The organism is Paenibacillus sp. FSL H7-0323, from assembly GCF_038002725.1.
GTDB lineage: Bacteria > Bacillota > Bacilli > Paenibacillales > Paenibacillaceae > Paenibacillus_AQ > Paenibacillus_AQ odorifer.
Genome location: NZ_JBBODB010000001.1, coordinates 1,905,495 through 1,931,453 on the forward strand (window position 1 = coordinate 1,905,495; position 25,959 = coordinate 1,931,453).

The 25,959-nt window shown below is 44.5% G+C and carries 21 protein-coding genes; 6 read left to right on the forward strand and 15 right to left on the reverse strand.

Annotation, left to right across the window (positions count from 1 at the left end; all coding sequences use genetic code 11):
• The first annotated feature begins 10 nt into the window (after positions 1-10).
• Both MHH89_RS08740 and MHH89_RS08745 read left to right on the forward strand, forming a co-directional pair.
• Positions 11-1,021 (forward strand): ABC transporter ATP-binding protein, encoded by a 1,011-nt coding sequence (locus MHH89_RS08740; protein ID WP_076219896.1) that lies wholly within the window; start codon positions 11-13, stop codon positions 1,019-1,021.
• A complete protein-coding gene (locus tag MHH89_RS08745; protein ID WP_076304069.1) occupies positions 1,018-1,836 on the forward strand; it encodes an ABC transporter permease in 819 nt (272 codons plus the stop codon). Before MHH89_RS08740 ends, MHH89_RS08745 begins: the two co-directional genes overlap by 4 nt.
• 249 nt (positions 1,837-2,085) lie before the next feature.
• Here the strand turns inward: MHH89_RS08745 and MHH89_RS08750 are convergent, their stop codons facing one another.
• Positions 2,086-4,392: a thiamine pyrophosphate-dependent enzyme gene (locus MHH89_RS08750; RefSeq protein WP_076128294.1), complete on the reverse strand. Its 2,307-nt coding sequence runs from the start codon at positions 4,390-4,392 to the stop codon at positions 2,086-2,088.
• Between the two features lie 25 nt (positions 4,393-4,417).
• Positions 4,418-5,428 (reverse strand): 2-oxoacid:acceptor oxidoreductase family protein, encoded by a 1,011-nt coding sequence (locus tag MHH89_RS08755; protein WP_076309777.1) that lies wholly within the window; start codon positions 5,426-5,428, stop codon positions 4,418-4,420.
• 322 nt (positions 5,429-5,750) lie between these two features.
• On the opposite strand from MHH89_RS08755, the gene MHH89_RS08760 reads away from it, so the two are divergent.
• The 3 genes from MHH89_RS08760 to MHH89_RS08770 are packed head-to-tail and all read left to right on the forward strand — an operon-like array spanning position 5,751 to position 8,059.
• Positions 5,751-7,094 (forward strand): amino acid permease, encoded by a 1,344-nt coding sequence (locus MHH89_RS08760; RefSeq protein WP_036688050.1) that lies wholly within the window; start codon positions 5,751-5,753, stop codon positions 7,092-7,094.
• Between the two features lie 20 nt (positions 7,095-7,114).
• Positions 7,115-7,732 (forward strand): hypothetical protein, encoded by a 618-nt coding sequence (locus MHH89_RS08765; RefSeq protein ID WP_341086858.1) that lies wholly within the window; start codon positions 7,115-7,117, stop codon positions 7,730-7,732.
• An 18-nt stretch (positions 7,733-7,750) separates the two neighbouring features.
• Positions 7,751-8,059, forward strand: a complete 309-nt coding sequence (locus MHH89_RS08770) for a hypothetical protein (RefSeq protein ID WP_341086859.1) — start codon at positions 7,751-7,753, stop codon at positions 8,057-8,059.
• 228 nt (positions 8,060-8,287) lie between these two features.
• Here the strand turns inward: MHH89_RS08770 and MHH89_RS08775 are convergent, their stop codons facing one another.
• From MHH89_RS08775 to MHH89_RS08820, 10 genes are all read right to left on the reverse strand, one after another.
• Positions 8,288-9,739, reverse strand: coding sequence for a nicotinate phosphoribosyltransferase (locus MHH89_RS08775; protein ID WP_076194691.1), 1,452 nt, complete (start codon positions 9,737-9,739; stop codon positions 8,288-8,290).
• A 51-nt stretch (positions 9,740-9,790) separates the two neighbouring features.
• Positions 9,791-10,330, reverse strand: coding sequence for a cysteine hydrolase family protein (locus MHH89_RS08780; RefSeq protein WP_076194688.1), 540 nt, complete (start codon positions 10,328-10,330; stop codon positions 9,791-9,793).
• A gap of 29 nt (positions 10,331-10,359) precedes the next feature.
• Positions 10,360-11,130 (reverse strand): NUDIX domain-containing protein, encoded by a 771-nt coding sequence (locus MHH89_RS08785; protein WP_036688055.1) that lies wholly within the window; start codon positions 11,128-11,130, stop codon positions 10,360-10,362.
• A gap of 242 nt (positions 11,131-11,372) precedes the next feature.
• Positions 11,373-11,822 (reverse strand): RicAFT regulatory complex protein RicA family protein, encoded by a 450-nt coding sequence (locus MHH89_RS08790; protein WP_076128288.1) that lies wholly within the window; start codon positions 11,820-11,822, stop codon positions 11,373-11,375.
• Between the two features lie 25 nt (positions 11,823-11,847).
• A complete protein-coding gene (gene miaB / locus MHH89_RS08795) occupies positions 11,848-13,434 on the reverse strand; it encodes a tRNA (N6-isopentenyl adenosine(37)-C2)-methylthiotransferase MiaB (protein WP_038571650.1) in 1,587 nt (528 codons plus the stop codon).
• A 273-nt stretch (positions 13,435-13,707) separates the two neighbouring features.
• Positions 13,708-14,802 (reverse strand): NADH:flavin oxidoreductase, encoded by a 1,095-nt coding sequence (locus tag MHH89_RS08800; protein WP_280753103.1) that lies wholly within the window; start codon positions 14,800-14,802, stop codon positions 13,708-13,710.
• A gap of 148 nt (positions 14,803-14,950) precedes the next feature.
• A complete protein-coding gene (gene rhaD, locus MHH89_RS08805; protein ID WP_036688060.1) occupies positions 14,951-15,796 on the reverse strand; it encodes a rhamnulose-1-phosphate aldolase in 846 nt (281 codons plus the stop codon).
• A gap of 43 nt (positions 15,797-15,839) precedes the next feature.
• Complete coding sequence (gene rhaA, locus MHH89_RS08810) at positions 15,840-17,096, reverse strand: L-rhamnose isomerase (RefSeq protein WP_076128282.1); 1,257 nt, start codon at positions 17,094-17,096, stop codon at positions 15,840-15,842.
• A 38-nt stretch (positions 17,097-17,134) separates the two neighbouring features.
• Positions 17,135-18,601, reverse strand: a complete 1,467-nt coding sequence (gene rhaB / locus MHH89_RS08815) for a rhamnulokinase (RefSeq protein ID WP_076304065.1) — start codon at positions 18,599-18,601, stop codon at positions 17,135-17,137.
• 27 nt (positions 18,602-18,628) lie between these two features.
• Positions 18,629-19,780 carry an iron-containing alcohol dehydrogenase gene (locus MHH89_RS08820; protein WP_076194676.1) on the reverse strand — a complete coding sequence of 384 codons (1,152 nt, stop codon included), beginning with the start codon at positions 19,778-19,780 and terminating at the stop codon, positions 18,629-18,631.
• Positions 19,781-20,137: 357 nt separating this feature from the next.
• Here MHH89_RS08820 and MHH89_RS08825 point away from each other — a divergent pair, with 357 nt between their 5' ends.
• Positions 20,138-20,893: a DeoR/GlpR family DNA-binding transcription regulator gene (locus MHH89_RS08825; RefSeq protein ID WP_076100077.1), complete on the forward strand. Its 756-nt coding sequence runs from the start codon at positions 20,138-20,140 to the stop codon at positions 20,891-20,893.
• 84 nt (positions 20,894-20,977) lie between these two features.
• Here MHH89_RS08825 and MHH89_RS08830 read toward each other — a convergent pair whose 3' ends face one another.
• The 3 genes from MHH89_RS08830 to zwf all read right to left on the reverse strand — a co-directional run bounded on the left by MHH89_RS08830 (position 20,978) and on the right by zwf (position 24,303).
• Entirely contained in the window at positions 20,978-21,619 is a 642-nt protein-coding gene (locus tag MHH89_RS08830; protein WP_076194673.1) for a class I SAM-dependent methyltransferase, read from the reverse strand.
• A gap of 183 nt (positions 21,620-21,802) precedes the next feature.
• A complete protein-coding gene (gnd, locus tag MHH89_RS08835) occupies positions 21,803-22,696 on the reverse strand; it encodes a phosphogluconate dehydrogenase (NAD(+)-dependent, decarboxylating) (protein WP_036688068.1) in 894 nt (297 codons plus the stop codon).
• Positions 22,697-22,767: 71 nt separating this feature from the next.
• The gene (gene zwf / locus MHH89_RS08840; protein WP_076278115.1) at positions 22,768-24,303 is read right to left on the reverse strand and encodes a glucose-6-phosphate dehydrogenase; all 1,536 of its coding nucleotides are present in this window, start codon (positions 24,301-24,303) and stop codon (positions 22,768-22,770) included.
• Positions 24,304-25,959: the final 1,656 nt, after the last annotated feature.

Genomic DNA, 25,959 nt, shown 5'->3' on the forward strand with positions numbered 1-25,959 from the left:
ATTGATTAATATGCATGAAGTTACTAAGATTTACGAGAGCAAACATAAACTGAGCTGGTTCCGTTCGGAAAAAAGATCAGTGACAGCAGTGAAATCACTATCTTTAGATATCGCTGCGGGGGAAATCGTAGGTCTTCTCGGTCTAAATGGCGCTGGAAAAACCACTACAATACGTATGCTTTCTACTCTCCTAGAGCCAACCTCCGGCAGTATTGAAGTCGATGGAATGTCACTACACAAGAATCGACAGGCCATTCAGCAAAAAGTAAATATGATCGCCGGAGGAGAACGAATGTTGTACTGGCGGCTCACTGGTAGAGAGAATCTTGAATACTTCGGTAAACTCTATGGAATGAACAGCCCTCACATCGCTAGAGAAGCAGGACGTCTTCTGGAGGAAGTAGGTTTGACCCAAGCTGCTGACCAACCCGTTGAACAATATTCTAAAGGGATGAAGCAACGGCTGCAAATCGCCCGCGGACTTATCAACGACCCACAATACTTATTTCTAGATGAGCCCACACTTGGCCTTGATGCCCCTATTGCCAGGCAGCTTCGCAGTACGATAAGAAAGCTTGCACTGGACAGTGGAAAGGGTATCCTTCTGACCAGCCATTATTTACAGGAGGTCGAAGAACTATGTGACCGAGTTTATGTACTGAATCGAGGCGAGCTTCTGCTCTGTGACAAACCTGAACGGATTGTCCATCAGGTTGCAGGCTCGCAAACTGCTCATTTAGAGGTTACAGGCTGGCATGAATCACTTCGTCCCAAGCTACTAGAGCATCTACGAACATTTACTCAGCCTGCGGAATTAATGGGTGTCTGCGCAACAGAAAAACTAGAACTTCAAAATGATGGACTGCAGCGCATTTCTGTAAAGACACCTTCGGCTGATAGAATCATTACAGAGCTCCTGCCATGGACTACTGAGCAGGGGCTTAGCATTAAAAGCTTCGCATCCGAAAAACCTACTTTGGAGGATGCGATTATCCTCCTTTCGGAAGGAAGGGTATCATGAACTTACATAGCTTATGGTTTACCCTTAGCGCGGAGATCACTAAGCAGCATCGAAATAGAGTTAAGGGACGCGCAGTGTTTTTTTCACTTCTACTCTGGCCGGCGCTCACCTTTTTAACCACCTACTTTACTATGCAGCCCTTTAGAACCGGAGCAGGATCAGCACTCTCAACAGTAATACCAGATGGACGGATTCCCCTTTTTCTGCTGAGCGGATATCTCGTCTTTCAGTTATACTGGACGGTTGTGCAAGCCGCATGGTTATTCGAACAAGAACGCAAAGGGGGCACACTTGAGGTAGTGTTCCTAACGCCAGCGTCAAAAATGGCCTTCCTGTATGGACGTTCCGTATATTCACTATTTCACGGAATATGGATGTTCGCTTGCTTCTCCATTCTGACTTTCATTTTTCTTGCGGACGTAACGACTGTTAACTGGGGCGCCTTATTACCTGTATTAATACTTATCATGATATCAGCGGTTATATGGGGAGCTTTGCTGTGTGCGATATCTCTATTCTCAAGGGATTCAGGGCTACTCTATTACATCTTTCAAGCACCAATGGAGCTGTTTGGCGGGGTTCGTATTCCACCAGCAGTATTCCCAGCATGGGCAACGGGTTTATCCCTTCTGTTTCCACTCACATATAGTCTGGTTCTTGTGCGCGGGGCGTTATACGATAATATCGGTACTAGCTGGTGGTGGGCTCTCGGCGCTTTAATCGTAGGTAGTGCTTGTCTTGTCATTTGTACCCGCTATCTTCTGGTTAGAGCAGAACAACATGCAAGAGTAAAAGGAAACTGGACTTTATTCTAACTGTAAATGACCAAGTCTTTAACACATAGGACCTAAGAGACGTTATTTGCTGGTTTTTAGCTTTTACAGAAGTTTCGCGGACTCCAGTGACACTATTCCTTCAAAAAGGGTTCATTTTGGGAGTTTTAGGGCCGATAACTGCTATGGAGTCCGTTAGAATTACGCGCAAATGCTCCCTAACCACAAAATAACCCGGCAGACAAATCTGCCGGGTTATTTCATATTTTATATACTGGAGATAGACACAGCTTATAAGTCAGGATGTTCGTGTTTTGCCTTGAGACGATTCCAACGGCGCTCAACTTCTTCTTCGAAGCTGTGTAAAGCTGGCTCATTCTCAGGTTTCAACAAATGACGAGTTTTACCCATTGTCTTCAGCCATGCTGAGAGCTCAACACGTTTGCCCTTATCTTCAGGATTATATGTGATATTCGTAGAACCATGCTCTACTTCATATAACGGGAAGAAGCAAGACTCAACAGCTAATGATACGATGTTCGTGCCTTCCTTATCATCAGACATCCAGTTTAGCGGACATGCGATCAGGATTTTACCATACACCAAACCTTCGTTTTGTGCGTACCACTGTGCTTTTGCCGCTTTTTTCACCAGATCCTGCGGATAAGCCTCCGAACCCGTGAAGACATAAGGAATGTTAGTAGCCGCCATAATTTGTGCTGTATCTTTATGCTGAGTAACTTTACCTTGCTGCTGCTTGCCGATACTGGAGGTTGAAGTACGGTGACCCAGTGGTGTCGAATAGGACTGCTGTGCTCCAGTATTCATGTAACCCTCGTTATCGTACTCTACAATAATCATTTTGTGACCACGCAGTGCAGCTCCAATTGCCGGTCCCATCCCGATGTCCATACCGCCATCTCCGGTTACCATAACAAACGTAAAGTCCTCTTTAAGCCCTAGTCCATCCAGCTCACCGCGACGTTTGCGTTCCCAGAACATCTCTACGACACCGGACAAGGTAGCCGCTCCATTTTGGAAAAGATTATGGATAAACGTTGATTTATGGGAGGAATACGGATACCCCGTAGTCGTTACCATGGCACAGCCTGTATGATAAAGTGCGACGATATCCCCTTCAATCCCTTTGAAGAAAGTCTCCAGTCCTGAGAAAATCCCGCAACCTGGACACGCACCATGCCCTGGGGAGAGCCGTTTAGGTTTCTTCGTCAAGCTGCGCAGTGGCGGAATCCGTACGCTTAATTTGCCTGTTGCTTCATCCTGTTTCACAGTGATTAACCCTGTCTTCAGTGAGTCAAAGTCCATTGGCTTCAGAAGACGTTGCGGAGCTTTATCTGGTGTACCCGGATTGTGGCCATAATAATCAAATGGTATGTCTACTCGATCTGCAGCAACAGCATCTATTGCTAATTGGAAAAAGGCATGACCATCTTCTGCGTAGAAGTCCTTACCACCCAAACCGTAGATACGGCTAATTACTTTAGTCGTAGTGTTGCCATATGTGAACAGGGCTGCCTTGATTTCATTGACCATGTTACCACCATGTCCGCCAACAGAATCTGCACGGTCACCAACGGTGATTGCTTTAACATTTTTCAGCGCTTCAGCAATTTGCTTCTGCGGGAAAGGACGGATCATATTCGGCGAGATTGCACCGGCTTTGATCCCTTGCAACCGAAGCTGATCCACAACATCCTTAATAATCTCAGAGGCAGAATTCATCAAGAATACGGCTACTTCAGCATCTTCCATCCGATATTCCTCGATCATTGGATAATGACGTCCGGTTAACTCAGCAAATTCCTTCGCAATTTCTTCAAAAACTTCACCCGCATTGTACATAGCTACGGACTGCTGATAGCGGTTGTTAATATAGTCAGGTTCGTTCATATAAGGACCAACCGTTACCGGATTATTGCGGTCTAAAGTATCGGTAAAGCCTGTTGGAGGTTGTGGTCCAACAAATTTATGAACATCCTCCCTATGAGTAAAAGCTTGAACGCGGCGTTTCTGGTGGGAGGTGAAATATCCATCTGAAGCCACCATTACCGGAAGACGAACTTTAGCATGTTCCGCAAGCTTCAATGCCATTAGGTTCATATCATAAACAGATTGTGGATCCCGGCACATTAAAATAGGCCAACCTGTATTCAAAGCAAAATACAAATCTGAATGGTCCCCATGAATATTCAGCGGTCCAGAGATCGAACGGCAGATTAGATTCATAACCATAGGCATACGCGTACCAGCTTGTACAGGCAATTGCTCAAGCATGAACATATAACCTTGGGCACTGGTAGCATTAAATACACGTCCGCCAGCCGTTGAAGCGCCATAACAGATACCAGCAGAGCTATGCTCGCCATCTGACGGAATCAGCATAATATCATGCTGGCCATTCGCTTTCATCGTATCAAGAAATTGTGCTACTTCTGTCGATGGAGAAATCGGAAAATACCCCATTACATGATAATTAATCTGATGAGCAGCATAAGCCGCCATTTCATTGCCGGATTCATATAGGAATTTCTGCTCTACTTTAGCAGAGCCTACTTCTTTTTCATAATCTATAGCCACGTGTATTCCACCTTTCCTCCGTTAATTAGGCCTCAGTAACGAGATCAAAAATATGCCGGACCGTATGACTCTCTGCGTAGCCCTCTTCCTCACGTTCGCCAGACAAGGCACTTGTAGGACAAGCTTCTACACATTTTAAACAGCCTTTGCAGTATTGATAATCAATACCTTGCAGGAACATTTGTGGACGCCCCTTCTTATCAGGCTGCTCATCCCAAACAAAACACAGATCAGGACACACCGTATCGCACTGCGCACAATGAATACAATCCTCCTGCTTAAAATGAGGCAGCAAACCGGAGCGAGAAATGCTCAAGTTCTTTAAAAAGCTGCTGCCAGGATTCGTAATGGTACCGCCGATAGGCTGTGTTTCATAACCCAATGCGGAAATATCAGACCGCACGAACTCAGGCATTGTCACGCCCGCAGGCAGTGGAAAATGCATAAACTTAACTTCATTAAATCCACGGTCGAAAGTAGTCAGTGCTGACTGTACTGCCTGTGGATATTTTTTGCCTAGTGATTTCTCTATAACGCCTTTCATAATTTCAGGGTCCAAGAAATCACACATCCGGAACAACGCGCCTAGCATCGCCATATTAACGCGGTTTTTCTCATCTAAGGCGATCGTTGTAGCATCAACGACTGCAATAGTTCCTGCCATCATATTCAGGGAGGATTTCAATTCCTCCGGCGATTTTGCTGAGTTCACCAATACTGTGCTATGTTCATAAATTCCGCTAATTACGTTAACTGTCTTTGCTAATGCTTCGTGAAATACCCCAACAACATGCGGACGCTCAACCGGAGACGTGTCACGAATAGGCGTATTCAAATCACAAAACCGGATATGCGCTTTTACCGCTGATCCCTTCTTCTCCGAACCATATGACGAAAAGCTGACCCCATTCATTCCAGCACCGACAACACCTGCTTCTGCAAGCATTTTACCAGCCAGGTTCGCACCCAACCCTCCAATTGACTCCAGACGAATCTCAAAAAATCCGAGCTCGTTCACTTTTGGTAACTGTACCACCGACATAGCCCCTTTCAGAATGTTATCTAGTATAATATCCTTTTGACTTTTTCAACGATTGTAACTTGATTTTGCAAGACGCGAAGTGACAAATCTTGCATTTTCCAAGTGTTGCCTAAGCTTATTTATCTACTTTCATTTAGCAATAAAATTAAAAATTAAGATGTTAAATTCATCACATTCTTCATGATAAATATCACACACCGATGAAAAATCACCTCTATTTCTACAAATGTGTATCATTTATACTTTTCAACTAGTCCATTTCAGGATAAACTGATTCTTGGTGTAATTTTTTGAACCTACTTAGGAGGCATTAAATGTGAAGTCAAACGAAGCATCATTACAGAAAAAATTGCTTCCACGGCATATCAGCTTTATGGCGATGGGCGGCGTAATCGGTACGGGGATTTTTAAAGGAAGCTCTGAGACGATAAGCATTGCTGGACCAGGGGTTGTTCTCTCCTATGTATTGGCAGGCTTGCTGCTACTAGTCGTTATGGGTGCAATTGCCGAAATGGCCACGGTATACCCGAACAAAAATATGAAGGAATTCATTCGCGAGGCTTTTGGAGAACGGCTCTCCTTTATCGTGGGTTGGCTATATTGCTTCATGTGGTTGACTGTCTGCGTGATCGAAGTGCTGGCGGCAGGAAGCTTCTTGCAATACTGGTTACCGGATGTTCCATTATGGCTACTGAGTCTAGCAAGTGGTGCTTTAATTATTGGCATCAATATGATGAGTGTAAGCGGTTATGGAGAGACGGAGTTTTGGTTAGCAGGAATCAAAATAGCTATGATTATCATCTTTATTATTCTGGGAGCTGCATTATTGTTTGGGCTATTGCCTATGTCTGAAGGGACTCCCTATTTAAGTAATTTTACGGATTATGGCGGATTATTCCCACAAGGCTGGACACCTATCTTCTCTGCCCTTCTGGTCGTCATGTTCTCCTACGGCGGATCTGAGCTGATTGGACTGACTTTAACAGAAACTCAAGATGCAGAAAAAGTGTTGCCTAGAGTTGTCAAAAGCTTCATTTTACGTGTTATTTTGTTCTACACCATTCCAATTCTGATCATCTGTGGGTTAATTCCTTGGAATCAGCTTAACGAGCATACCAGCCCCTTTGTGCAGGTATTAGCAGCTACAGGACTTAAGGGTGCTGACCATGTTATGAACTTCATACTGATTACGGCTGTGCTCTCTGCTGCTAACTCTGGTATCTACGGCGCCACACGGATGTTGCACTCTTTGGCTTCACAGGGTGAAGCTCCACGTAGCTTAGCAAAGACCTCAGCAAAAGGTGTGCCGATCAACAGTCTTAAACTTTGCGCTATAGTTCTTTTTGTTGGTTCTATGTTAGCGTACTTCGCACAGGATGGACTTTTCCGGCTGCTGATGGCTGTTCCCGGCTTCGTAGTAAGCTTGGTATGGATCAGCATCTGCCTATCACAGCTTAAGCTGCGGAAAACCTATCCTAAAGAGCCAAGCTTTAAAGTGTGGGGTTTCCCTTATATTACGATTTTGACGCTTATCTGTTTGTCGGTTATCACGATTTCCTTCCTTTTCGACACTCAGAACCGGATCAGCATAGGCACATGTCTGGGCTTCCTGCTGATGCTTACCATCTGGTCATTCGCTAAATTCCGAAAGAAGAACTAAACTATATATCTCGCACTTACATGAGAAAAGGTGTATCCATTATTCTTCGCGATCGCGTAGAACGGGGATACACCTTTTCTTATGGGACCGTTGATTCGCTCACTCACACCGGATGCGCCTCATTCTGCGGGTTTTATACCGCTGATTTGCCTACTCGCACCGGATTCGCCTCATTCTGCGGGATTTATACCGTTGATTTGCTCACTCACACCAGATGCGCCTCATTCTACGGGATTTATACCGTTGATTTGCCTACTCGCACCGGATGCGCCTCATTCTGCGGGTTTTATACCGCTGATTTGCCTACTCGCACCGGATGCGCCTCATTCTGCGGGATTTATACCGTTGATTTACCCACTAGCACTGGATTCGCCTCATTCTGCGGGATTTATACCGTTGATTTGCCTACTCGAACCGGATTCGCCTCATTCTGCGGTATATATACCGTTGATTTACCTACTCACACCGGATTCGCCTCATTCTGCGGGATTTATACCGTTGATTTACCTACTCGTACCGGATGCGCCTCATTCTGCGGGATTTATACCGTTGATTTGCCTACTCACACCGGATGCGCCTCATTCTGCGGGATTTATACCGTTGATTTACCTACTCACACCGGATTCGCCTCATTCTAAGGGATTTATACCGTTGATTTGCCTCCTCGTACTGGATTCGCCTCATTCTGCGGGATTTATACCGTTGATTTACCTACTCGCACCGGATGCGCCTCATTCTACGGGATTTATACCGCTGATTTTCCTACTCGTACCGGATGCACCTCATTCTACGGGATTTATACCGTTGATTTGCTCACTCGCACCGGATGTGCCTCATTCTACGGGATTTATACCGTTGATTTGCCTCCTCGTACTGGATTCGCCTCATTCTGCGGGATTTATACCGTTGATTTACCTACTCGCATCGAATTCGCCCTATTCTACCGGATGTACTTATTCTTTTAGGTGTATGGTAATTTGTCGATATACTTTAACTAGTGTTCTGTTGCACAAAATGCAACAAAAGCCAAATCAGATATACGCGGACAAACTAGCTTAATATACTTTCAGAAAATAAACTCACGGCTTTCGAAGTTAACAAACGCAAGCTTCACCCAACGCAAGCTTCACCCAAACGCAAAAAAGCACGGGAATCTAATCTTCCCGTGCTTCTTTCCATCGAAACTACAAAACCTACTCAATCTCCGGCTGAATATGCTCCGCGATCAATTGCTGCTTGCTGGTCCAGACCTTCTCACTCAGATTCACCCGGTACACCTCTGGATTGAGCTTACGCAGATATTCCGGCCAGAACAGATCCTTCTGCTCCCGATGGTAACGGCGAACTTCATTCAGATCCGGCAAAGTATAGACCTGAAAGCCGTTCACGTAAATCGGCTCAAGCATAGGCAGCGCTTCATAACGCTCCACATACTTGTGCATGTATGGATGCAGCGGATTAAACAGCTTCACCCGACCGCCGTTACGTGGAGATTCCTCTTCCGGGAAGCAGATATAATCTGCTAGCGCTTTGCCATTTTTCCCGATAATCCGGAATACGTCCTTGCTGCCTGGTGTGGATACTTTTTCAGGGTTAGAAGAAATCTTGATTGTCGGTACCATTTCTCCAGTTGCGGACTCAATTTCTACCAGCTTATAAACTCCACCCAAAGAGGGTTGATCCGAAGCCGTAATCAATTGTGTGCCTACACCCCATGTGTCGATGGCTGCACCTTGCAGCTTCAGATCCATGATTGTATTCTCATCCAGATCGTTGGACGCCACAATCTTCACATAATCGAGCCCCGCTTCATCCAGCATATTCCGTGCCTGCCGGGATAGATAGGCCAAGTCACCGCTGTCTAAACGGATACCGATCATCTTTTTACCTTGAGCTTCAAGCTTTTTGGCGGTTCTAATCGCATTCGGCACACCACTGCGCAACGTATCGAAGGTATCAACTAATAGTGTAACTTCATCCGGCATCACCTTGGCATAAGCATCAAAAGCTTCCTGCTCACTGCTGAAGCTCTGAACCCAAGAATGAGCATGTGTACCTTTGGTAGGGATGCCAAACATTTTACCTGCCAGCATGTTGGAGGTTGCATCAAAGCCGCCGATATAGGCCGCTCTAGCGCCCCAGACCGCCGCATCCGCTTCTTGTGCCCGACGGGTACCAAACTCCAGGAGTATATCATTCGGAGCTACCTGCTTGATTCGGGAAGCCTTCGTAGCGATCAGCGTCTGGTAGTTCATGAAGTTCAGAATAGCGGTCTCCACCAGCTGCGCTTCCATGATCGTCCCTTCCACACGGATTAGCGGTTCATCCGGGAAAATCAACGCCCCTTCTTTCATCGAATAAACGTTGCCCTGAAAATGAAATTGCAGCAATTCTTCCAAAAAAGCAGGAGCGTAATTTTCTTCTTGCTCCGACAAGTAACGGATATCATCTTCGGTGAAACGCAAGCCGCCGATGTACCCCACGATACGCTCTAATCCTGCGAACACGGCATAGCCGTTTCCGAAAGGCAATTTGCGGAAATAAGCTTCAAATACAGCTTTTCGCTTATGGCTTCCATTCACCCAGTGAGCATACATCATATTGATCTGATATTTATCTGTATGTAGCGCAAGTTCTCTCTTCAAGTCCTCATCTCCTAATATCCACGTTGCTGTATGTGTATGTTTTTTATAGTATTATGCCTTAACAACGTCTGCTCCTAAACTTCCCCGGAAATGATTTAGTGCCCATTTATGTCCATCCGCGTTGAAGCTGGCGACCGCATCTTCGTGCACAGTAATAGTAAAACCTTTGTTATATGCATCCACCGCAGTGTGCAAAACACATATATCTGTACATACGCCAATCAAATGAAGGTCAGTAATGCCACGTTCCCGCAGCTTAATCTCCAGATCAGTTCCACTAAAAGCGCTATATCGAGTTTTGTCCATCCAATAGATGGAATCCTGGTCAGCTTCATAAACAGTTTTCAAACTTCCATAAAGCTCCCGCCCTCTAGTCCCTCGTACATTGTGAGGTGGAAACAGTTTACTCTCGGGATGATAAGGATCATTGTCTTCATGTAAATCCACAGCCATTACAACATAATCGCCATTTTGGACAAACTCAGACGTTAATTGGCTGATTCTTGGCTCGATATCGATTGCAGGCTGCCCAACCGGTAAATTCCCATCGACAAAATCATTGGTAAAGTCAATTACTATTAGTGCTCTCATGAGAATCGTCCCTCCCCTGATTTAAGACACTACGTATAAATGGACAACAATGGCTCGTGATCTGTAAACATATACAACTGAGCCGGGCGTTGTGAGTATTGATTGGAGCTGAGTGCATTGCCCTCTTCATCTCTCACTTCTTTTAATATACCCTGACGGCTGCGTGTTGACGTGATTTTACGAATAAAATTTGGTTCTTTAAATTCTGGCACTACTGTCTGAATTACCTGATAAAGCTCACTTAGCGTAAAATGCCTAGGCAAAAACTGTCTTGCTATCGTTGTCTGCAGCATTTGCTGTTGGATACGTACGTATGCATCCTTGATGATTTCATGGTGGTCAAAAGCGAGCTCCAGTTCTTCTAACGCTTCCTGCAACGTAAATAAACCCACTTCACCCGCATCGTCGGAAGCTTGTCTTTGCTCCAGCATCCACTCTTCTACTAAAGCGAAAAAGGCATGACTGATAATCCATCCCCGAGGGTCGCGGCCAGGTGTACTATAAACCCCAAGATATTCTAAGTGACCTCCATCGACACCGGTCTCTTCTTTCAGCTCACGAGTTGCAGCATCATATATAGACTCATCTTCCTGACAGAATCCGCCTGGTAGAGCCCACATGCCTGCACATGGCCATTTTTTCCGTCTAATTAACATTACCTTCAACTCACGTAAAGGCAGCGTCTTGGTGACCGTCTTCCGCTCGCGTTTGGTCAGTGTAAACATTACAATGTCGGCCGGAACACCATCCGGTGTACGATATTTTTTGGCGTTATAGGTTAATTCCCCATTGTCGCTCATAATTGCCCCATCCTTTTCCGAAGCTGTAGTTTTACTTATTCGTATCTTTAAATGTACCAAACATGTTCTTCATAAATCAACAGATGAATTCCATTATTTTACATTATCCTACAAAAAAGACTATATGAGAAACGACGTTGTCGTTGAATTATAAGGATTATGTATATTCATGTACTTTACTTCTACCTCTTATATTGAAATAAAGGGACGGATCTGCATCCGCCCCCTGAACTGAGTGTGGGTTATCCGCATGTGGTCGGAGGCGCTTCAGTGCCGGCTTCCACATTTATTTTTTCCGAAACGGTATCTCTAATCACGGAAATTACCAGCTGAAGCAAATAATTAATGTCGCTCTGGCTTTGCTGAAATTCGTTCACGACTGGAATACCGTCGATCTCATCTTGCAGCACTTCAATTTCACGTTCAATTTTGGCGACCATATCTTTATTATTGAAGCTTTCGAAGGCCACGATTTCTTTTTGTTTTTTCTTAATGGTCGCAATCAGTCCTTGCACACGCTCGTGATTAAGAATTTTTTGCTCAGCCTGCTGAAAATGGCGTACCTCTTCACTGGTTGAGATTAATGATGCTAGTTCTTTAGCTTTGCCCATAATATCCTCGCGAACGATCAGATCACGGGTATTATAAGTTTTCATTCCATATTTATTCAACTGTTGTTCTTCTGTACTCATTAGTCATCTCCCCATTCGTATGTGATTAATGAACAGCTGCGGCCTCGACCACAATATCCCCTTTAATGTACCATGTTTTGGTATCTGTAATTCTCACGTTTACAAATGTGCCGATAAGCTCCTTAGGACCTTCAAAATGGACCAGCTTGTTAGCGCGGGAACGGCCGGAAAGGACTTCGGAGTTATTCTTACTCTCCCCTTCAACCAGCACCTCTACAACTTCACCCAGCATCCGGTCATTAATGATCCGGCTGTTCTCTTTGATGAGATCATTTAATCTTTGCAGACGTTCACTCTTCACCGACATCGGTACATTATCTTCCATCGCCGCTGCTGGTGTGCCCTCACGTGGAGAATAAATGAACGTATATGCCATATCATACCCAACCTCACGCACAAGCGATAGGGTATCTTCAAATTGCTCATCAGTCTCCCCAGGGAAACCAACGATAATATCGGTACTTAATACAGCATTCGGCACACTTATCTTAATCTTGCGTACTAATTCCAGATAAGCTTCCCGGGTATATTTACGGCTCATTTTCTTAAGAACGGCAGTACTTCCCGATTGAACCGGCAGATGGATATGCTCCACCAAGTTGCCGCCTTTGCCCAAAACCTCAATCAATTTATCGTCAAAATCTCGTGGATGCGATGTCATGAAGCGAATGCGCGGAATATCAATCAGACGCATATCATCCATCAGGTTCCCGAAGGTGTAATCAATATCCGTAAAATCTTTACCGTAAGCATTTACATTCTGCCCCAATAGCGTTACTTCCTTGAAGCCTTGGCGCGCAAGCTCTCTCACCTCAGCGATAACGTCCTCTGGACGACGACTGCGTTCTTTACCGCGTGTAAACGGTACGATGCAATACGTGCAGAACTTATCACAACCATACATAATGTTCACCCAAGCGCGCATGCCTTCCCGCTTCTTCGGCAAGTTCTCAATAATGTCGCCTTCTTTGGACCATACCTCAACCACAAGCTCTTTACTAAATACCGCTTCTTTAATGAGGTGTGGCAACCTGTGAATATTATGCGTACCGAAGATCATATCCACGAAGCCATGCTTTGACATAATCCGGTTGACTACGCCTTCCTCTTGGGACATGCAACCGCATACCCCTAACAACAGACCCGGCTTCTCGATCTTCAGGTTCTTAAGATGTCCTAGCTCTCCAAATACCTTATCCTCGGCGTTCTCCCGAATCGCACAAGTATTCAGCAAAATGAGATCCGCGTCATTCCGGTCAGCGACACTGCGGTAGCCCATCTGTTCCAATAGGCCCTTCATCGTTTCCGTGTCATGCTCATTCATTTGGCAGCCATAAGTCGTTATATGATAATATTTGCCCACTCCGAAATTCTGCATCTCTTCAGGAATCTCGAAATCATAATGCACTTCTATTTCTTCCTTGCCGCGCCGTTTTCCTTCTTTATAGTCAGGCTGGCTATTAATTTGCACATTTCTTCCTTTAATCCGGTAAGTAACCTTACCTTCCTCTTCACTAATTACCTTTGCATCACTAAAATCAAAATATTTCGAATAATCCTTAGAACCCTTGCCGGATTTTAAGTCCGGTGAGTTATGGTTCCCCTTTGTCATGCTGTTTTCACGTCCTCTATTGTTCAACAATTATTTTTATACTTTGCTAATTTAAAATTATAACATAATGCTGGCCTAACATAGAAGTGCCCGGTCTATTAATGATGTAATGAAGCGTTGCATATCGACAAAAAAATACCCCGCCAACGTTTGGCAGGGTCAAGTTCTATCATATTAAGGGGGGTATGCTACTATTATAAGCAGATACACTCCTCTTGAAACAGTTACACAACCTCTTACCTAAAAAAATAGTCATTGTATATTCTGCTAGTTTTAGTAAAGCGTATTCGTCGCTTCAGGAGTAAATGGGATGATTTCGTCTATCGCTCCACTTTGTACTTTGGCAGGCCAAGCCGGATCGCTAATAAGCGCTCTGCCCACTGCAACCAAATCAAACTCCTCCCGATCGAACCTTTCAGTTAACTCATCAATATTATCCTCAGGCTTCTGAGCTTTATCTTCCTCGAAGAAATCGCTTTGCAGGCCAATAGAGCCTACTGTAATACACGGCTTCCCGGTAAGCTTCTTAGTCCACCCAGCTAAATTAAGATCAGAGCCAGCAAATTCAGGTTGACTGAAGCGTCGGGTCGAGCAATGAAAGATATCTACACCCGCTTCGCTAAGCGGTGCCAGGAAACTCGCAAGTTCTTCTGAAGTCTTCGCCAGCTTCTCATCATACGCCCCCAGCTTCCACTGGGAAAAGCGCAGCACAATTGGGAAGTCTGGTCCAACCGCTTGACGGCATGCTTTAATGATCTCGACAGCGAATGTTGTTCTTCCTACCAAATCGCCACCGTAACGATCGGTACGTTTATTCGTTCTATTCCAGAAGAACTGGTCTATCAGATACCCGTGAGCGCCATGCAGCTCGATGCCATCAAAGCCAACGCTTTTGGCATTTGCCGCCGCTTGAGCGAAGGCTGTTACTAAACTTTCAACCTCTTCTGTGGTCAGCGGCTCTGTCACCGGCTCACCTGCTAAATTAAGACCCGAAGGGCCTACAGGAAGGGCTTCAACGTTAGGATACTCGCCGATTGTACGCGCCATCCCCACATGCCAAAGCTGCGGGATGATCTTGCCGCCAGCTGCGTGAACCTCTTCCACAACCTTCTTCCAGCCTTCTAAAGATGCTTCTTCATGTATATTAGGAATATCTTGGTGACTGACAGCCGCTGGATGATTTATCGCAGTACCCTCAGTAACAATTAATCCCACTCCACCCTCTGCACGTCTACGATAATAAGCGGCAACATTGCTTCCCGGCACACCCTTCGGAGACTGCGCGCGTGTCATCGGCGCCATTACAAATCGGTTCGACAGCGAAAGATTCCCCACTTGAAAAGGTAAAAATAGTTGCTCTGTATTCATATGTTACCTCCAATTTATTAATTGATTACTTTAAGTAAGCTTATTATCTACCCAAAAGATGGGAAATGCAAATTTTAAGAAAAAGACAACAAAAACCGGACCTCGCAGAATCTACGATTGCCCGGTTTCACCAAATTATAATGACTCTCTAGACTTCAAGAATCCCCGCTTTAGGTGTAACTCCAAATGCTTTAGCTAAATCCCATAGCTGTTGGTCTGTGATCTTTTGTTTGATTTCTCTACCGCCAATCAGGTTGTAGATCGTCGCAGCCTTTTCAACCGTTTCTACTAGACCAAAGGTAGCATCCATGGTGGAGCCAGTGCCAAAAATCCCATGCTGCGGCCAGATGACTAAACGGTGATCCTTCATTTTTTTGGCAGTCTCACGGCCGATTTCACTGCTGCCCGGAACAATCCACGGAATAACACTGACCCCATCAGGGAAAACAACAAGGCACTCTGTGCACATTTCCCATAACGTTTTGGTAAACTTCAGTTCGTCCAGATCATGCGTGAAGGTCATCGCGATAACATTTGTAGCATGTGTATGCAGCACGATACGGTGTGTGGGATCTACTTTCAAACGTTCAATATGACTCATAAAATGCGAAGCGAGCTCACTCGTAGGAACTGCACCATTCCGCAATCCCCACAATACTTCCACACTTTCGCCATTGCCGCTAACCCTTAACACACCCAAATTCGCTTCAGGGTCTTTAATCACATTTCTGAAATATTTGCCCGAACCTGTTACGATAAAATACTTGCCTGCTAATTCTTTTACCGGAAAGGTGAGTTTGATCGTACGCAAAGGCTCCAGTACATTAATATACTTAGCCACCTCGTTCTCATCCAGCAAATAGCTGACATTCCCACCATTCAGTTCATCCCAGCCAAGCTCCCACATATGACGGGTGATCTCTGACATTTCCTGAATAAATGGAGCTTCACTGCTGGCAATATAACCTTTTGATTCTAACAAGGATGTACTCATAGTCTATTCTCTCCTTTGTATTTGCTGCTCTCCGTATCCACTTCTATCTTAAAGACAAAACGTCTTGTTCATAATTTTTCACTTCAGTAAGCCATTGCTCACGCACCGGTGTACCTTGTGATGCACAGTAGTAATCCCAGACCGCTCCAAACGGATACGATTTGAACTCTTCTACCAGAGCAAGACGTGAAGTATAATCCCCGGACCGCTCGATTTGCTTAAGTTCTTCCACTGGTTCCAGCATCGCACGCAGCAACGCCTTAATAGTGTTGCGGGTGCCAATGACCCATGCCGCGAGATGATTGATACTGCCATCAAAGAAATCCAATCCAATATTCGTACGAGGAAGTAAATCCCCGCGAACCAATTCACGGGCGATTTCCAGCAGCTCATCATCCATTGTTACCACATGGTCACTGTCCCAGCGGACAGGTCTGCTGACATGCAGCAGCAGCTGCTCACTGAACATCAGAATCGAAGATAATTTATTCGAAATCACTTCTGTAGGATGAAAATGTCCCGCATCCAAACAGATCGCTTTTCCATTTGTTAAACCATAACCCATATAGAATTCATGAGAGCCAACCACATAGCTTTCAGAACCAATTCCAAACAGTTTACTTTCCAAGGCATCCATATTATAAAGCGGATCTATTTCCTGACTAAAAATCTCATCCAGCGACTCTTTTAAACGTACTCTCGGAGCTAGCCGATCTACTGGCGTATCCTTATATCCGTCTGGAATCCAAAAGTTCGTCACACAAGGCTGACCCAGCTCCCGCCCAAAATGCTCAGCGATCGTACGTGAAGCTTTACAGTGTCTGATCCAGAAATTCCGAATCTCCGCGTCCGAATGACTGAGAGTGAATCCATCGGCTGCTTTCGGATGTGAGAAACAAGTAGGGTTAAAATCAAGCCCTAAGCCCTGCTCCTTCGCCCAATCCACCCAGGATTGAAAATGTCGTGGCTCTAGTTCATCCAAATCTACAGGTTCATCTGTATCTGCGTAAATAGCATGCAGGTTAACCTTATGTTTACCAGGAATAAGAGACAACGCCTTTTCTAAATCTTGACGTAGTTCATCTGGTGTACCCGCCCGGCCCGGATAACTTCCCGTTACCGCAATGCCCCCGCTTAGTTCTTTTTCCTTAAAAAGAAAACCTTTTACATCATCACCCTGCCAGCAATGTATGGAAATTTTAATTTGCGCGAGTCGCTCCAGCACTTTATCCACATCAATACCGTGGGCTGCGTATAGTTTTTTGGCTTCGTTATAACTAGTGATAATGCTCTGATCCATGCTGTTTATCCTCCTAAATTAGTGCAAGTCTGTTTCGCTTAGATAAGCTCATTCACCTTGGACAGATGAAGGCTTCTCCAGCGATTTAGAATGTTATTAAAATGCTTGATCGGCTGCGGAATGTATGATGTTATTTCAAAAGATTGTTCGATAATAGCTCTTGCCTCAGTTATGTCTGCAATGGAATCTGTGCTAATCATCTGCACTACTATATTTCCTAGAGCAGTCGCTTCCGTTGGTCCAGCCTTTACTTCCCTGCCGATAACGTCAGCGGTTAGTTGGCATAAAAGCCGATTGTTCGCCCCGCCGCCGACAATTTGCAATCCCTCGATCCGACGTTCTGTCAGCTCCTCCAACTCTTCCAAATAAGTTAGATAGGATAACGCCAAGCTGTCAAAAACACAACGTGCTAACTGTCCAGGTGTCTCCGGAACGGGCTGCCCACTCTCCATACAGGCACTGCGGATTTCTTCTATCATGTTCGATGGATTAAGAAACCTTGGTGCATTACAAGGGATCAGGCTGCGAAACCCCTCTTCTCCCTGTGCAAGCTCTGCAAGCTCCGCAAAACTATAACAATTGTTCAGTAATCTGCGAACCTCTTGAATAAGCCATAAGCCCATTACATTTTTGAGGAATCTATAAGTTCCGTAGGCTCCCCACTCATTGGTGTAGTTAGCCTGCATGGCTTTTAGAGAATTTAGAGGCTCCGTTCTTTCTACACCGAGTAAAGACCAAGTTCCACTGCTGATATAAGCTGAGCCTTCTTGAAGTGGAGCACCTAGCACTGCTGAGGCTGTATCATGGGATGCCACACAGATCAGCTGGCATTCAGGCAGGTCATATTGTTGGATTAAAGCTTCGTCAAGAGGACCAACCACTACACCAGGCTCAGTTAATTTTGCAAATTGATCTTTCCTGATATTCAAAAATTCTAATAGGTCATCGTCAAAATCCCGGCTTTCCAGATTCAACAGCTGTGTTGTAGATGCAATCGTAACCTCGTTGATTTTGCGGCCAGTCAGTCGGTAATATAGATAATCTGGTACAAGTAAAATCTGATCCGCTTGCGCTAGCTCTTCTTCTTTATGAACATATAACTGATTCAAGGTATTGATGGATAACTGCTGGATTCCTGTCTTTTCATAGACGGTTTGTGGTGAAAGCTGCTGTGCCACCTGATCCACAGCCAGATCCGTTCTGCGGTCCCGGTAGGCGTATACTTCCTGAACACGATTCCCGTCCGCATCTACCAGCACATAATCTACACCCCATGTATCAATACCGAGCGTACAGGTAGTAATTCCATCGGTTTTAGCCTTCCGAAGCCCGATCATAATCTGCTCTACTAAATAATCAATGTCCCAGAAACAGGAACCCTCTTGTTCGGTAAAGCTATTGCTAAAGCGATGAAGCTCTTCTAAGGAAAGAATACCTTCTTGCAATATTCCGCGCACCAGCCGCCCACTTGAGGCACCGATGTCAACGGCGATGTGATTATTCATAAACAATCTCCTATGATAAGGGGTGATTTATAATATTTTTTTGAACAGTGTAATAACTTCTTCTTTAGTAGGAATAAAAGGGTTCCCTGGTGCACAAGCATCCTTCATCGAATTTTCAGCCAAAAGATCAAGATCTACTTCTTCTACACCAAGCTCGGATAATTTGGCTGGAATCCCTACTTCTTTAGACAACGCCTTGATCGACTCAATTACGAAATCTGCGCATTGTTTATCCGTTTGGTTCTCTACATTAAGTCCAATCGCTTTAGCAATGGATCTGAATTTCTCAGGCACATATTTGGCATTTTCTTCTTCCACAAAAGGCAGCAGCATCGCGTTACATACGCCGTGCGGCAGATCGTATACGCCGCCCAGCTGATGCGCCATCGCATGCACATAACCAAGCCCCGCATTATTGAAAGCCAATCCGCCAAGGAATATCGCGTATACCATCTGTTCACGCGCTTCGATATCATGGCCATTCTTCACAGTACGAGCCAGATTAGCAAAAATAAGCTCCACTGCGGCTAGTGCCGTAGCATCGGTTACCGGATATGCTCCCGGCGTCACCAGCGCTTCAATCGCATGAGTCAATGCATCCATACCCGTGGCCGCGGTAAGTGCAGCGGGTTTATCAACCATAAGCTCAGGATCGTTGACTGAAATCGTCGCAAGGCTGTTCTTATCTACCATAACCATCTTCACTTTGCGTTCTTCGTCTGTGATTACATAGTTAATGGTCACTTCAGCCGAAGTACCAGCAGTGGTATTCACGGCGACAATCGGCAGTGATTTATGCTTAGACTTGTGTACACCTTCATATTCTTTGATATGACCGCCATTTGTGGCAATGATACCAATGGCTTTGGCAGTATCCTGTGGTGATCCACCGCCAATGGAAATCAGATAATCACAATTCTGCGCTTTGAGATAATCAACGCCATCGTGGACATTTTTACAGGTCGGATTGGGTTTCACTTCATCATAGATGGCATATTCAATCTCCGCTTCGTCCAATACCGTCAGCAATTTACCAGCAATGCCACTTTTCATAAGGAATTTGTCCGTAACAACAAGCGCCTTTTTTAATTTAAGCTCTTGGATGTATGGACCAATCTCCTGCAAGCATCCCTTGCCCATAATATTGATCGATGGAACATAATACACATGCGTGCTCATGCTTGACCAGCCTCCTAAAGTTAATTTATCAACACCAAAGTTTTACACACAACTCTGCAAGCTAGAGCGTAGTATTCCGGCTGCAGCGCCTCAGGCTGGCCTCTAAATCGCAACTGGGCCGGCTCTGGTATCTTTCAAATCTAATTACCACTACAGGACTTATTTTCTCCTTCATCGTATGCCCGCAAATCTTTGTTGTCAACATTTTAAATATTATTTATGTTGTTTTTATTTGTTTTATATCCGTTTTGTGAATATTATTGGAAAACAAACATGATTTTACGTTGATTTTATTGCAAAACACAGATATTTGGAGCTATGATTAAGGAATATACAGATTTCGGAAAGGTGATCCCTATGCTTGCAGCTGAAAGACGCAAAAAAATAATAGATCTTGTTCATCAGGATAAACGAGTATTAGTCTCTGATCTAAGCCGGATGTTTGAAGTTACAGAAGAGACGATACGCAGAGACTTGGAGAAGCTGGAGAAGGATGGAATTCTAAGCCGAACCTATGGCGGGGCCATGCTGAATCGTCACACGAACGAGGATTTGCCTTTTGTTACACGCAATGCGCTGAATACAGATATCAAACGGGGAATCGCCCTTAAGGCGCTAGATTTAATCAATGATGGAGATACGTTAATGGTGGATCCTAGCTCCACAGCCTTTGAGTTTCTAAAACTGCTTGGCAATAAAAACAATCTGACCATTATTACGAACTCGATTAATATTTTGCATGAGTTCTCGAATTCTGGGATGGATATCATCTCTACCGGAGGTTCTTTACGTTACCGATCCATGTCACTCGTGGGTCCTGTAGCACATGACACCATTCAAAGATACAATGTGGACACTGCGGTTATCAGTTGTAAAGGAATAGATATGGAGCGAGGCATCACAGATTCTAATGAACCGGAGTGTGAGCTCAAGAAATATATGCTACGTCAAGCTAACAAGGTCATACTCCTGGCCGATCACACCAAATTCGATAAGACCGCCTTTACGAAGCTGATCGAGCTTGGCCAAATCGACTTTTTGATCACAGACCGCCAGCCTTCTGAGGTTTGGTTGAAGCGCCTGAACAAAGAGAATATTGAGCTTCTCTATTAATCGGGCTCAAACGCCTTCGCAGCCCATTTAAAAATGCCGTTCCCCAATGAGTAATGGGTGACGGCATTTGTTGTATGGAGATGATTATCTTTTTGTATAAACCTGAGAGATTGGGACTACGTTGACTGTTGATTTGGGATTTTCGCGTTGCACTTGCGTTGTAGTTTTTTTCCTGCAAATATATATAAGCGCTGGTGGAAAATTCAGCAGCACCCACTTCGTGTGTAGGATCTCAAAATGCTGGCTCAACTCTGTTTTCATCCGCGGAAAATATTCATAGGTTATAAACCACCCTCCTTCTTTTAAAGAAGAAATGATCTGTTCCATAAACCTAGTGCGGTCTGGCTTCGAGAAATTCATCAAAGACAAACTACTCACGATACAATCCAGCTTCTCCAGACTGCTGTTATGAAGCGCAAGACGCAGCCGGAGACAATCGTTGTTGCAGAAACATCCGGGGAATTCCTCTCTTAACTGACTGCGAAAATCAGGATCTATTTCAAATAGAAGAACATTCATACCGGTCTTTTCTCCACGCGGAATAAACCTTGTGATTGCACCAGTCCCCGCACCCAACTCAGCCATAGAATGCACTTGGTTCCAAGGCACTGGATCAAGCAACGTCTGGGCCAGCCAATGTGAACTGGGAGTTACACTACCATATTGTCGGGGCGCATGCAGAAATTTATTTAGAAAATGAAGTCGCTCACGAATTCCACTTTGCATGAAATCTCCCCCTTGCTTCCTAACTTACCCTTCTACCCCTAAAATATGTAAACTGCATTAAATTCGTACTCCATCTATACTTCCCATTATCTATTCCCCTTAAAATAAAAAGCCCAAATTTCTCCGCAATATAAATTGCGGGAAATTCGAGCTTGTAAACACTCAATTCAGAGTCGGCCAATCTTATTTAGTTTCCACAGCGTGTCCGCCGAACTCGTTCCGCAGTGCAGCAACTACTTTTCCAGTGAATGTGTCGGTCTCAAGGGAACGGTAACGCATCAATAACGCCATTGCGATGACCGGAGTCGCCGCTTGTAAATCAAAGGCGGTTTCAAGCGTCCATCTGCCTTCACCAGACGAATGCATAATGCCCTTAATCTCATCTAGTTTAGCGTCCTTCGAGAAGGCGCGTTCCACAAGTTCCATCAGCCACGAACGGATTACAGAGCCGTGATTCCACACCCGAGCTACTTCCTCAAAGTTGTAGTCAAATTCACTCTTTTCCAGAACCTCAAAACCTTCACCGATAGCAGCCATCATGCCGTATTCGATACCGTTATGCACCATTTTTAGAAAATGGCCGCTACCTGCTTTACCAGCATATAAAAAGCCGCTTTCTACAGCTGTATCACGGAAAATAGGCTCCACAACTTCCCAAGCTTCGGGATCTCCGCCAACCATGTAACAAGCGCCATTACGCGCCCCTTCCATACCGCCAGAGGTACCTGCATCCATAAAGTGAATTCCGTGCTCCTTCAATTCCTCATACCGACGAATCGATTCCTTATAATGCGAGTTTCCTGCTTCAATAACGATATCACCTTTAGACAACTGTGGAGTAAGTTCAGCGATTACAGAATCAACGACCTGATGCGGAACCATGATCCAAATGATTCTTGGTGTTTCCAATTGCTGTACCAATTCTGGAAGCGTTACTGCTCCACTAGCGCCTTTAGCTTTCATTTCTTCTACAGCAGGTGCATTCAGATCAAAAGCAACAACCTCATGTCCATGATCCAGCAAATTTTGACCCAAATTAAAACCCATTTTTCCTAACCCAACTAATCCTACTTTCATGTAAATTCCCTCCGATTTATAGATTCTTGTGATGTATTTTAGCTAAATTGGCAAAAAAAACAGGCAGGGGCTTAAGCCCCTGGCCGTATAGATTCCTGCGCTGCTGCAACTTCTGCTTGAGCGTCGAGAAGATCTGACTCCTGATCTGTATCATCAAACCACCAGCGGTCTTCACCCAAAAGCTCCATAGCCGCATCTGGACCATAAGAACCTGAAGCATAGGTATGAAGTGGCATTAGCCCCTCTTCCATAGCTTCCTGGATTGGTGTAACCCATTGCCATGACAGCTCGACTTCTTTCCAATGAGCGAAGAAAGTGGCGTCACCACGAAGTGCATCAAAGATTAGATTTTCGTAAGCTTCTGGTACGTCTGAAGTTCCGGCTTCATAAGTAGCGAGGACAGGTTCAAGTTTCCCTTTTTGCAGCTGATCCTTCGTATTCAACTGAAGCGTAATGGCTTCATTCGGACCGATCTCGATGATGAGTAGATTTGGAACGTCATTTCCTTTATTTTTGTTATTGTTATCATTAAACGGTTCTTTAAATTCTATAACAATTCTTGTTGATTTCTCTTTCATTCTCTTGCCGGTACGGATATAGAACGGAACTTCATTCCACAATGGATCATCTATAAACAAACGCGCTGCAATAAACGTCTCATTTTGTGAGGATTGGCTAATTCCTGGTTCATCTAAGTAGCCTGCAACAGATTTACCTTTAATTTCACCTTCAGCATATTGTCCGCGGACAACATATTGATTAACTTCGTCTTTACTTAGCGGAATGAGACGCTCCATGACATATCTTTTCTTCCCACGGATCTCTTCAGGTGTACTGCCTTTTGGAAGCTGCATCGCCATCATCATGAGCAATTGCAGCATATGGTTCTGGAACATATCACGAAGTGCCCCAGCTTTATCATAATAGCCTGCCCGTTCTTCAACGCCAACAATCTCACTCGCCGTAATTTGCACATTTGCGATATACCGATTTTTCCACAGTGCTCTAAGCACAGGATTTGAATATTTTAGAACTTCCAGATTCTGAACCATCGGTTTACCCAAGAAGTGGTCAATTCGGAAAATCTCCTCTTCAGTAAATACGGCATTCAAGCTGTCATTTAACTCTCTTGCTGTTTGCAAGTCTGTACCAAAAGGCTTTTCAATTATCAGACGCTTCCAGCCCTTCGTAGATCCCAGACCACTGGAGTGAATATTGGCGGCAATTTCCTTGAAAAACTCAGGACCCACCGATAAATAGAACATCCGATTCTCCGGAATGTTAAAAAATTGCTCACGACGTTTAACATGCTCCAGGAGCTTCAAATAATCCTCTGTATTACCTACATCTAGAACGCTATATTCAAAAGCTTCCAAGAAAACCTGCAACTGTGGAGATTCTACTGCCGGCTGTCTAGAAAATGTCTGCAAAGATTGCAGGACTTGCTTACGGAAAGCTTCAGTTGAAACTTCTCTTCTTCCTAATCCAATCACTGAGAGAGGACCTGAAATTTGACCATCTAAAAAGAGGTTATATAGTGCAGGATAGATTTTACGTTTTGCTAAATCTCCTGTAGCGCCAAAAAGCACAAATGTTGATGATTCCACTTTCATTCCTCCCGCTATTATATATTATTTATTAACTTACTTTTAATTACTAGCATACTCAGTAGAATCAATCATACGACTGATATTTTTATTCGTCAACCTCATTTCGACATTTACGAAAAGTTATTATTTTCACAAAGCTTCGAATTGGTAATTATGATTAATGTCACACCAATTATCTTATTGGATTATTCGTATTAATTTACTAGGAAATAATCCGCAAATAAGATAACAACCCGCTCCCAGCATGGCTTTTGGCGTTCTGACTTTACACACTCTGATTTAAAATTCTTCATCCAAAGCTGTTTACAACATAAACAAAATTCCCAGTCGCTTAAATAAGCTCATCCTTCCCCTGTGTTTCAAACTAACTTTAAGTAATAGAGTGGTTTGGTCTCGCGCGCCTTGATGAAGACTATGCGATTTGATTCCAAGTTTGGGAATTAAGCATAAAAAGTGACTGCTTCGAGGAATATTACTTGAGAATACTTCGAAGGAATTTTCGCTGAGCACATTGGAGTGATTTGGAGTCTGTGAAGAGAACGATTGGGGATGAGATGACGTTTGCAGAGAGTACCATTGGGGATAGGTTAAGGTTTGCTAGGTGAACCATTGGGATTGTCCTGAAGTTTGCTAGGTGTACCCTGTGAATGTCTTGAAGTTTGCTAGGTGTCCCCTGTGAATGTCTTGAAGTTTGCTAAGTGAACCATTGGGATTGTCCTTAAGTTTGCTAGGTGTGCGCTTTGGGGGATCACTTTAAAGTTCGCATAGAGCGTCTTTAGTTTCTGCTTGGAGTAACATTATGTTTACCCGCATCTCCGATGCGGCGATATCGGACCTTGGAGACCTTATACGTCGATTCGTACTCGTCTGCGGAGGCTGTATGACCACACCGTGGAGAAAACGGACTCAGGTGCCCTCAAACGTCGATTCGTTCTCGTCTGCCGATGCTTTATGTCCACACTAACTATGGGTTCGGACTCAGGTGACATTCTACTTCGATACTTACTCGTCTGCCGAGGCTTTATGTCCACACCATGTATGGTCCGGACTCAGGAGATGCTATTTCGCAGATTTAGCCCATTTCGCCATGCTATCGGACCCAGATGCAGCTATTAAACCTAATTCGCTCTTCTCTGGAGCAAAAACTTGGCAATAAGAGCTATGCAGTCCGATACTTCTGAAAAATGCTCCAAAAACACCAAATAGCTGCAATACAGTCCGAACGATGATGTAGATCTTCAATCTTGGTTAGTCCGGACTCAGGAGATCTTACACGTAACTTCACACTCGTCTGACGAGATTGGATGTCCACACTAACTATGGGTCCGGACTCAGGAGATGCTATTTCGCAGATTTAGCCCATTTCGCCATGCTATCGGACTCAGATGCAGCTATTGAACCAAATCCACCCCTCTTTGGAGCAAATACTTGGCAATAAGAGCTATGCGGTCCGATACTTCTAAATAATGCTCCAAAAACTGTAAATAGCTGTAATACAGTCCGAACGGTAATGTAGTATCTTCAATCTTGCTAGTCCGGACTCAGATGACCTCAGACGTCAATTCGTTCTCGTCAGTTGAGGCTACATGTTTTCACTAACTATGGGTTTGGACTCAGGTGACGCTATACGTCGATTCTTACTCGTCTGCGGTG

Bases quoted from the DNA above. Each gene is read 5' to 3' on its own strand.
- MHH89_RS08740 (WP_076219896.1), top strand. From the start codon at position 11: ATGCATGAAGTTACTAAGATTTACGAGAGCAAACATAAACTGAGCTGG.
- MHH89_RS08745 (WP_076304069.1), top strand. From the start codon at position 1,018: ATGAACTTACATAGCTTATGGTTTACCCTTAGCGCGGAGATCACTAAG.
- MHH89_RS08765 (WP_341086858.1), top strand. From the start codon at position 7,115: ATGAGAAAAGGTGTATCCATTATTCTTCGCGATCGCGTAGAACGGGGA.
- MHH89_RS08780 (WP_076194688.1), bottom strand. From the start codon at position 10,330: ATGAGAGCACTAATAGTAATTGACTTTACCAATGATTTTGTCGATGGG.
- MHH89_RS08785 (WP_036688055.1), bottom strand. From the start codon at position 11,130: ATGAGCGACAATGGGGAATTAACCTATAACGCCAAAAAATATCGTACA.
- MHH89_RS08790 (WP_076128288.1), bottom strand. From the start codon at position 11,822: ATGAGTACAGAAGAACAACAGTTGAATAAATATGGAATGAAAACTTAT.
- miaB (WP_038571650.1), bottom strand. From the start codon at position 13,434: ATGACAAAGGGGAACCATAACTCACCGGACTTAAAATCCGGCAAGGGT.
- MHH89_RS08800 (WP_280753103.1), bottom strand. From the start codon at position 14,802: ATGAATACAGAGCAACTATTTTTACCTTTTCAAGTGGGGAATCTTTCG.
- rhaD (WP_036688060.1), bottom strand. From the start codon at position 15,796: ATGAGTACATCCTTGTTAGAATCAAAAGGTTATATTGCCAGCAGTGAA.
- rhaA (WP_076128282.1), bottom strand. From the start codon at position 17,096: ATGGATCAGAGCATTATCACTAGTTATAACGAAGCCAAAAAACTATAC.
- rhaB (WP_076304065.1), bottom strand. From the start codon at position 18,601: ATGAATAATCACATCGCCGTTGACATCGGTGCCTCAAGTGGGCGGCTG.
- MHH89_RS08820 (WP_076194676.1), bottom strand. From the start codon at position 19,780: ATGAGCACGCATGTGTATTATGTTCCATCGATCAATATTATGGGCAAG.
- MHH89_RS08825 (WP_076100077.1), top strand. From the start codon at position 20,138: ATGCTTGCAGCTGAAAGACGCAAAAAAATAATAGATCTTGTTCATCAG.
- MHH89_RS08830 (WP_076194673.1), bottom strand. From the start codon at position 21,619: ATGCAAAGTGGAATTCGTGAGCGACTTCATTTTCTAAATAAATTTCTG.
- gnd (WP_036688068.1), bottom strand. From the start codon at position 22,696: ATGAAAGTAGGATTAGTTGGGTTAGGAAAAATGGGTTTTAATTTGGGT.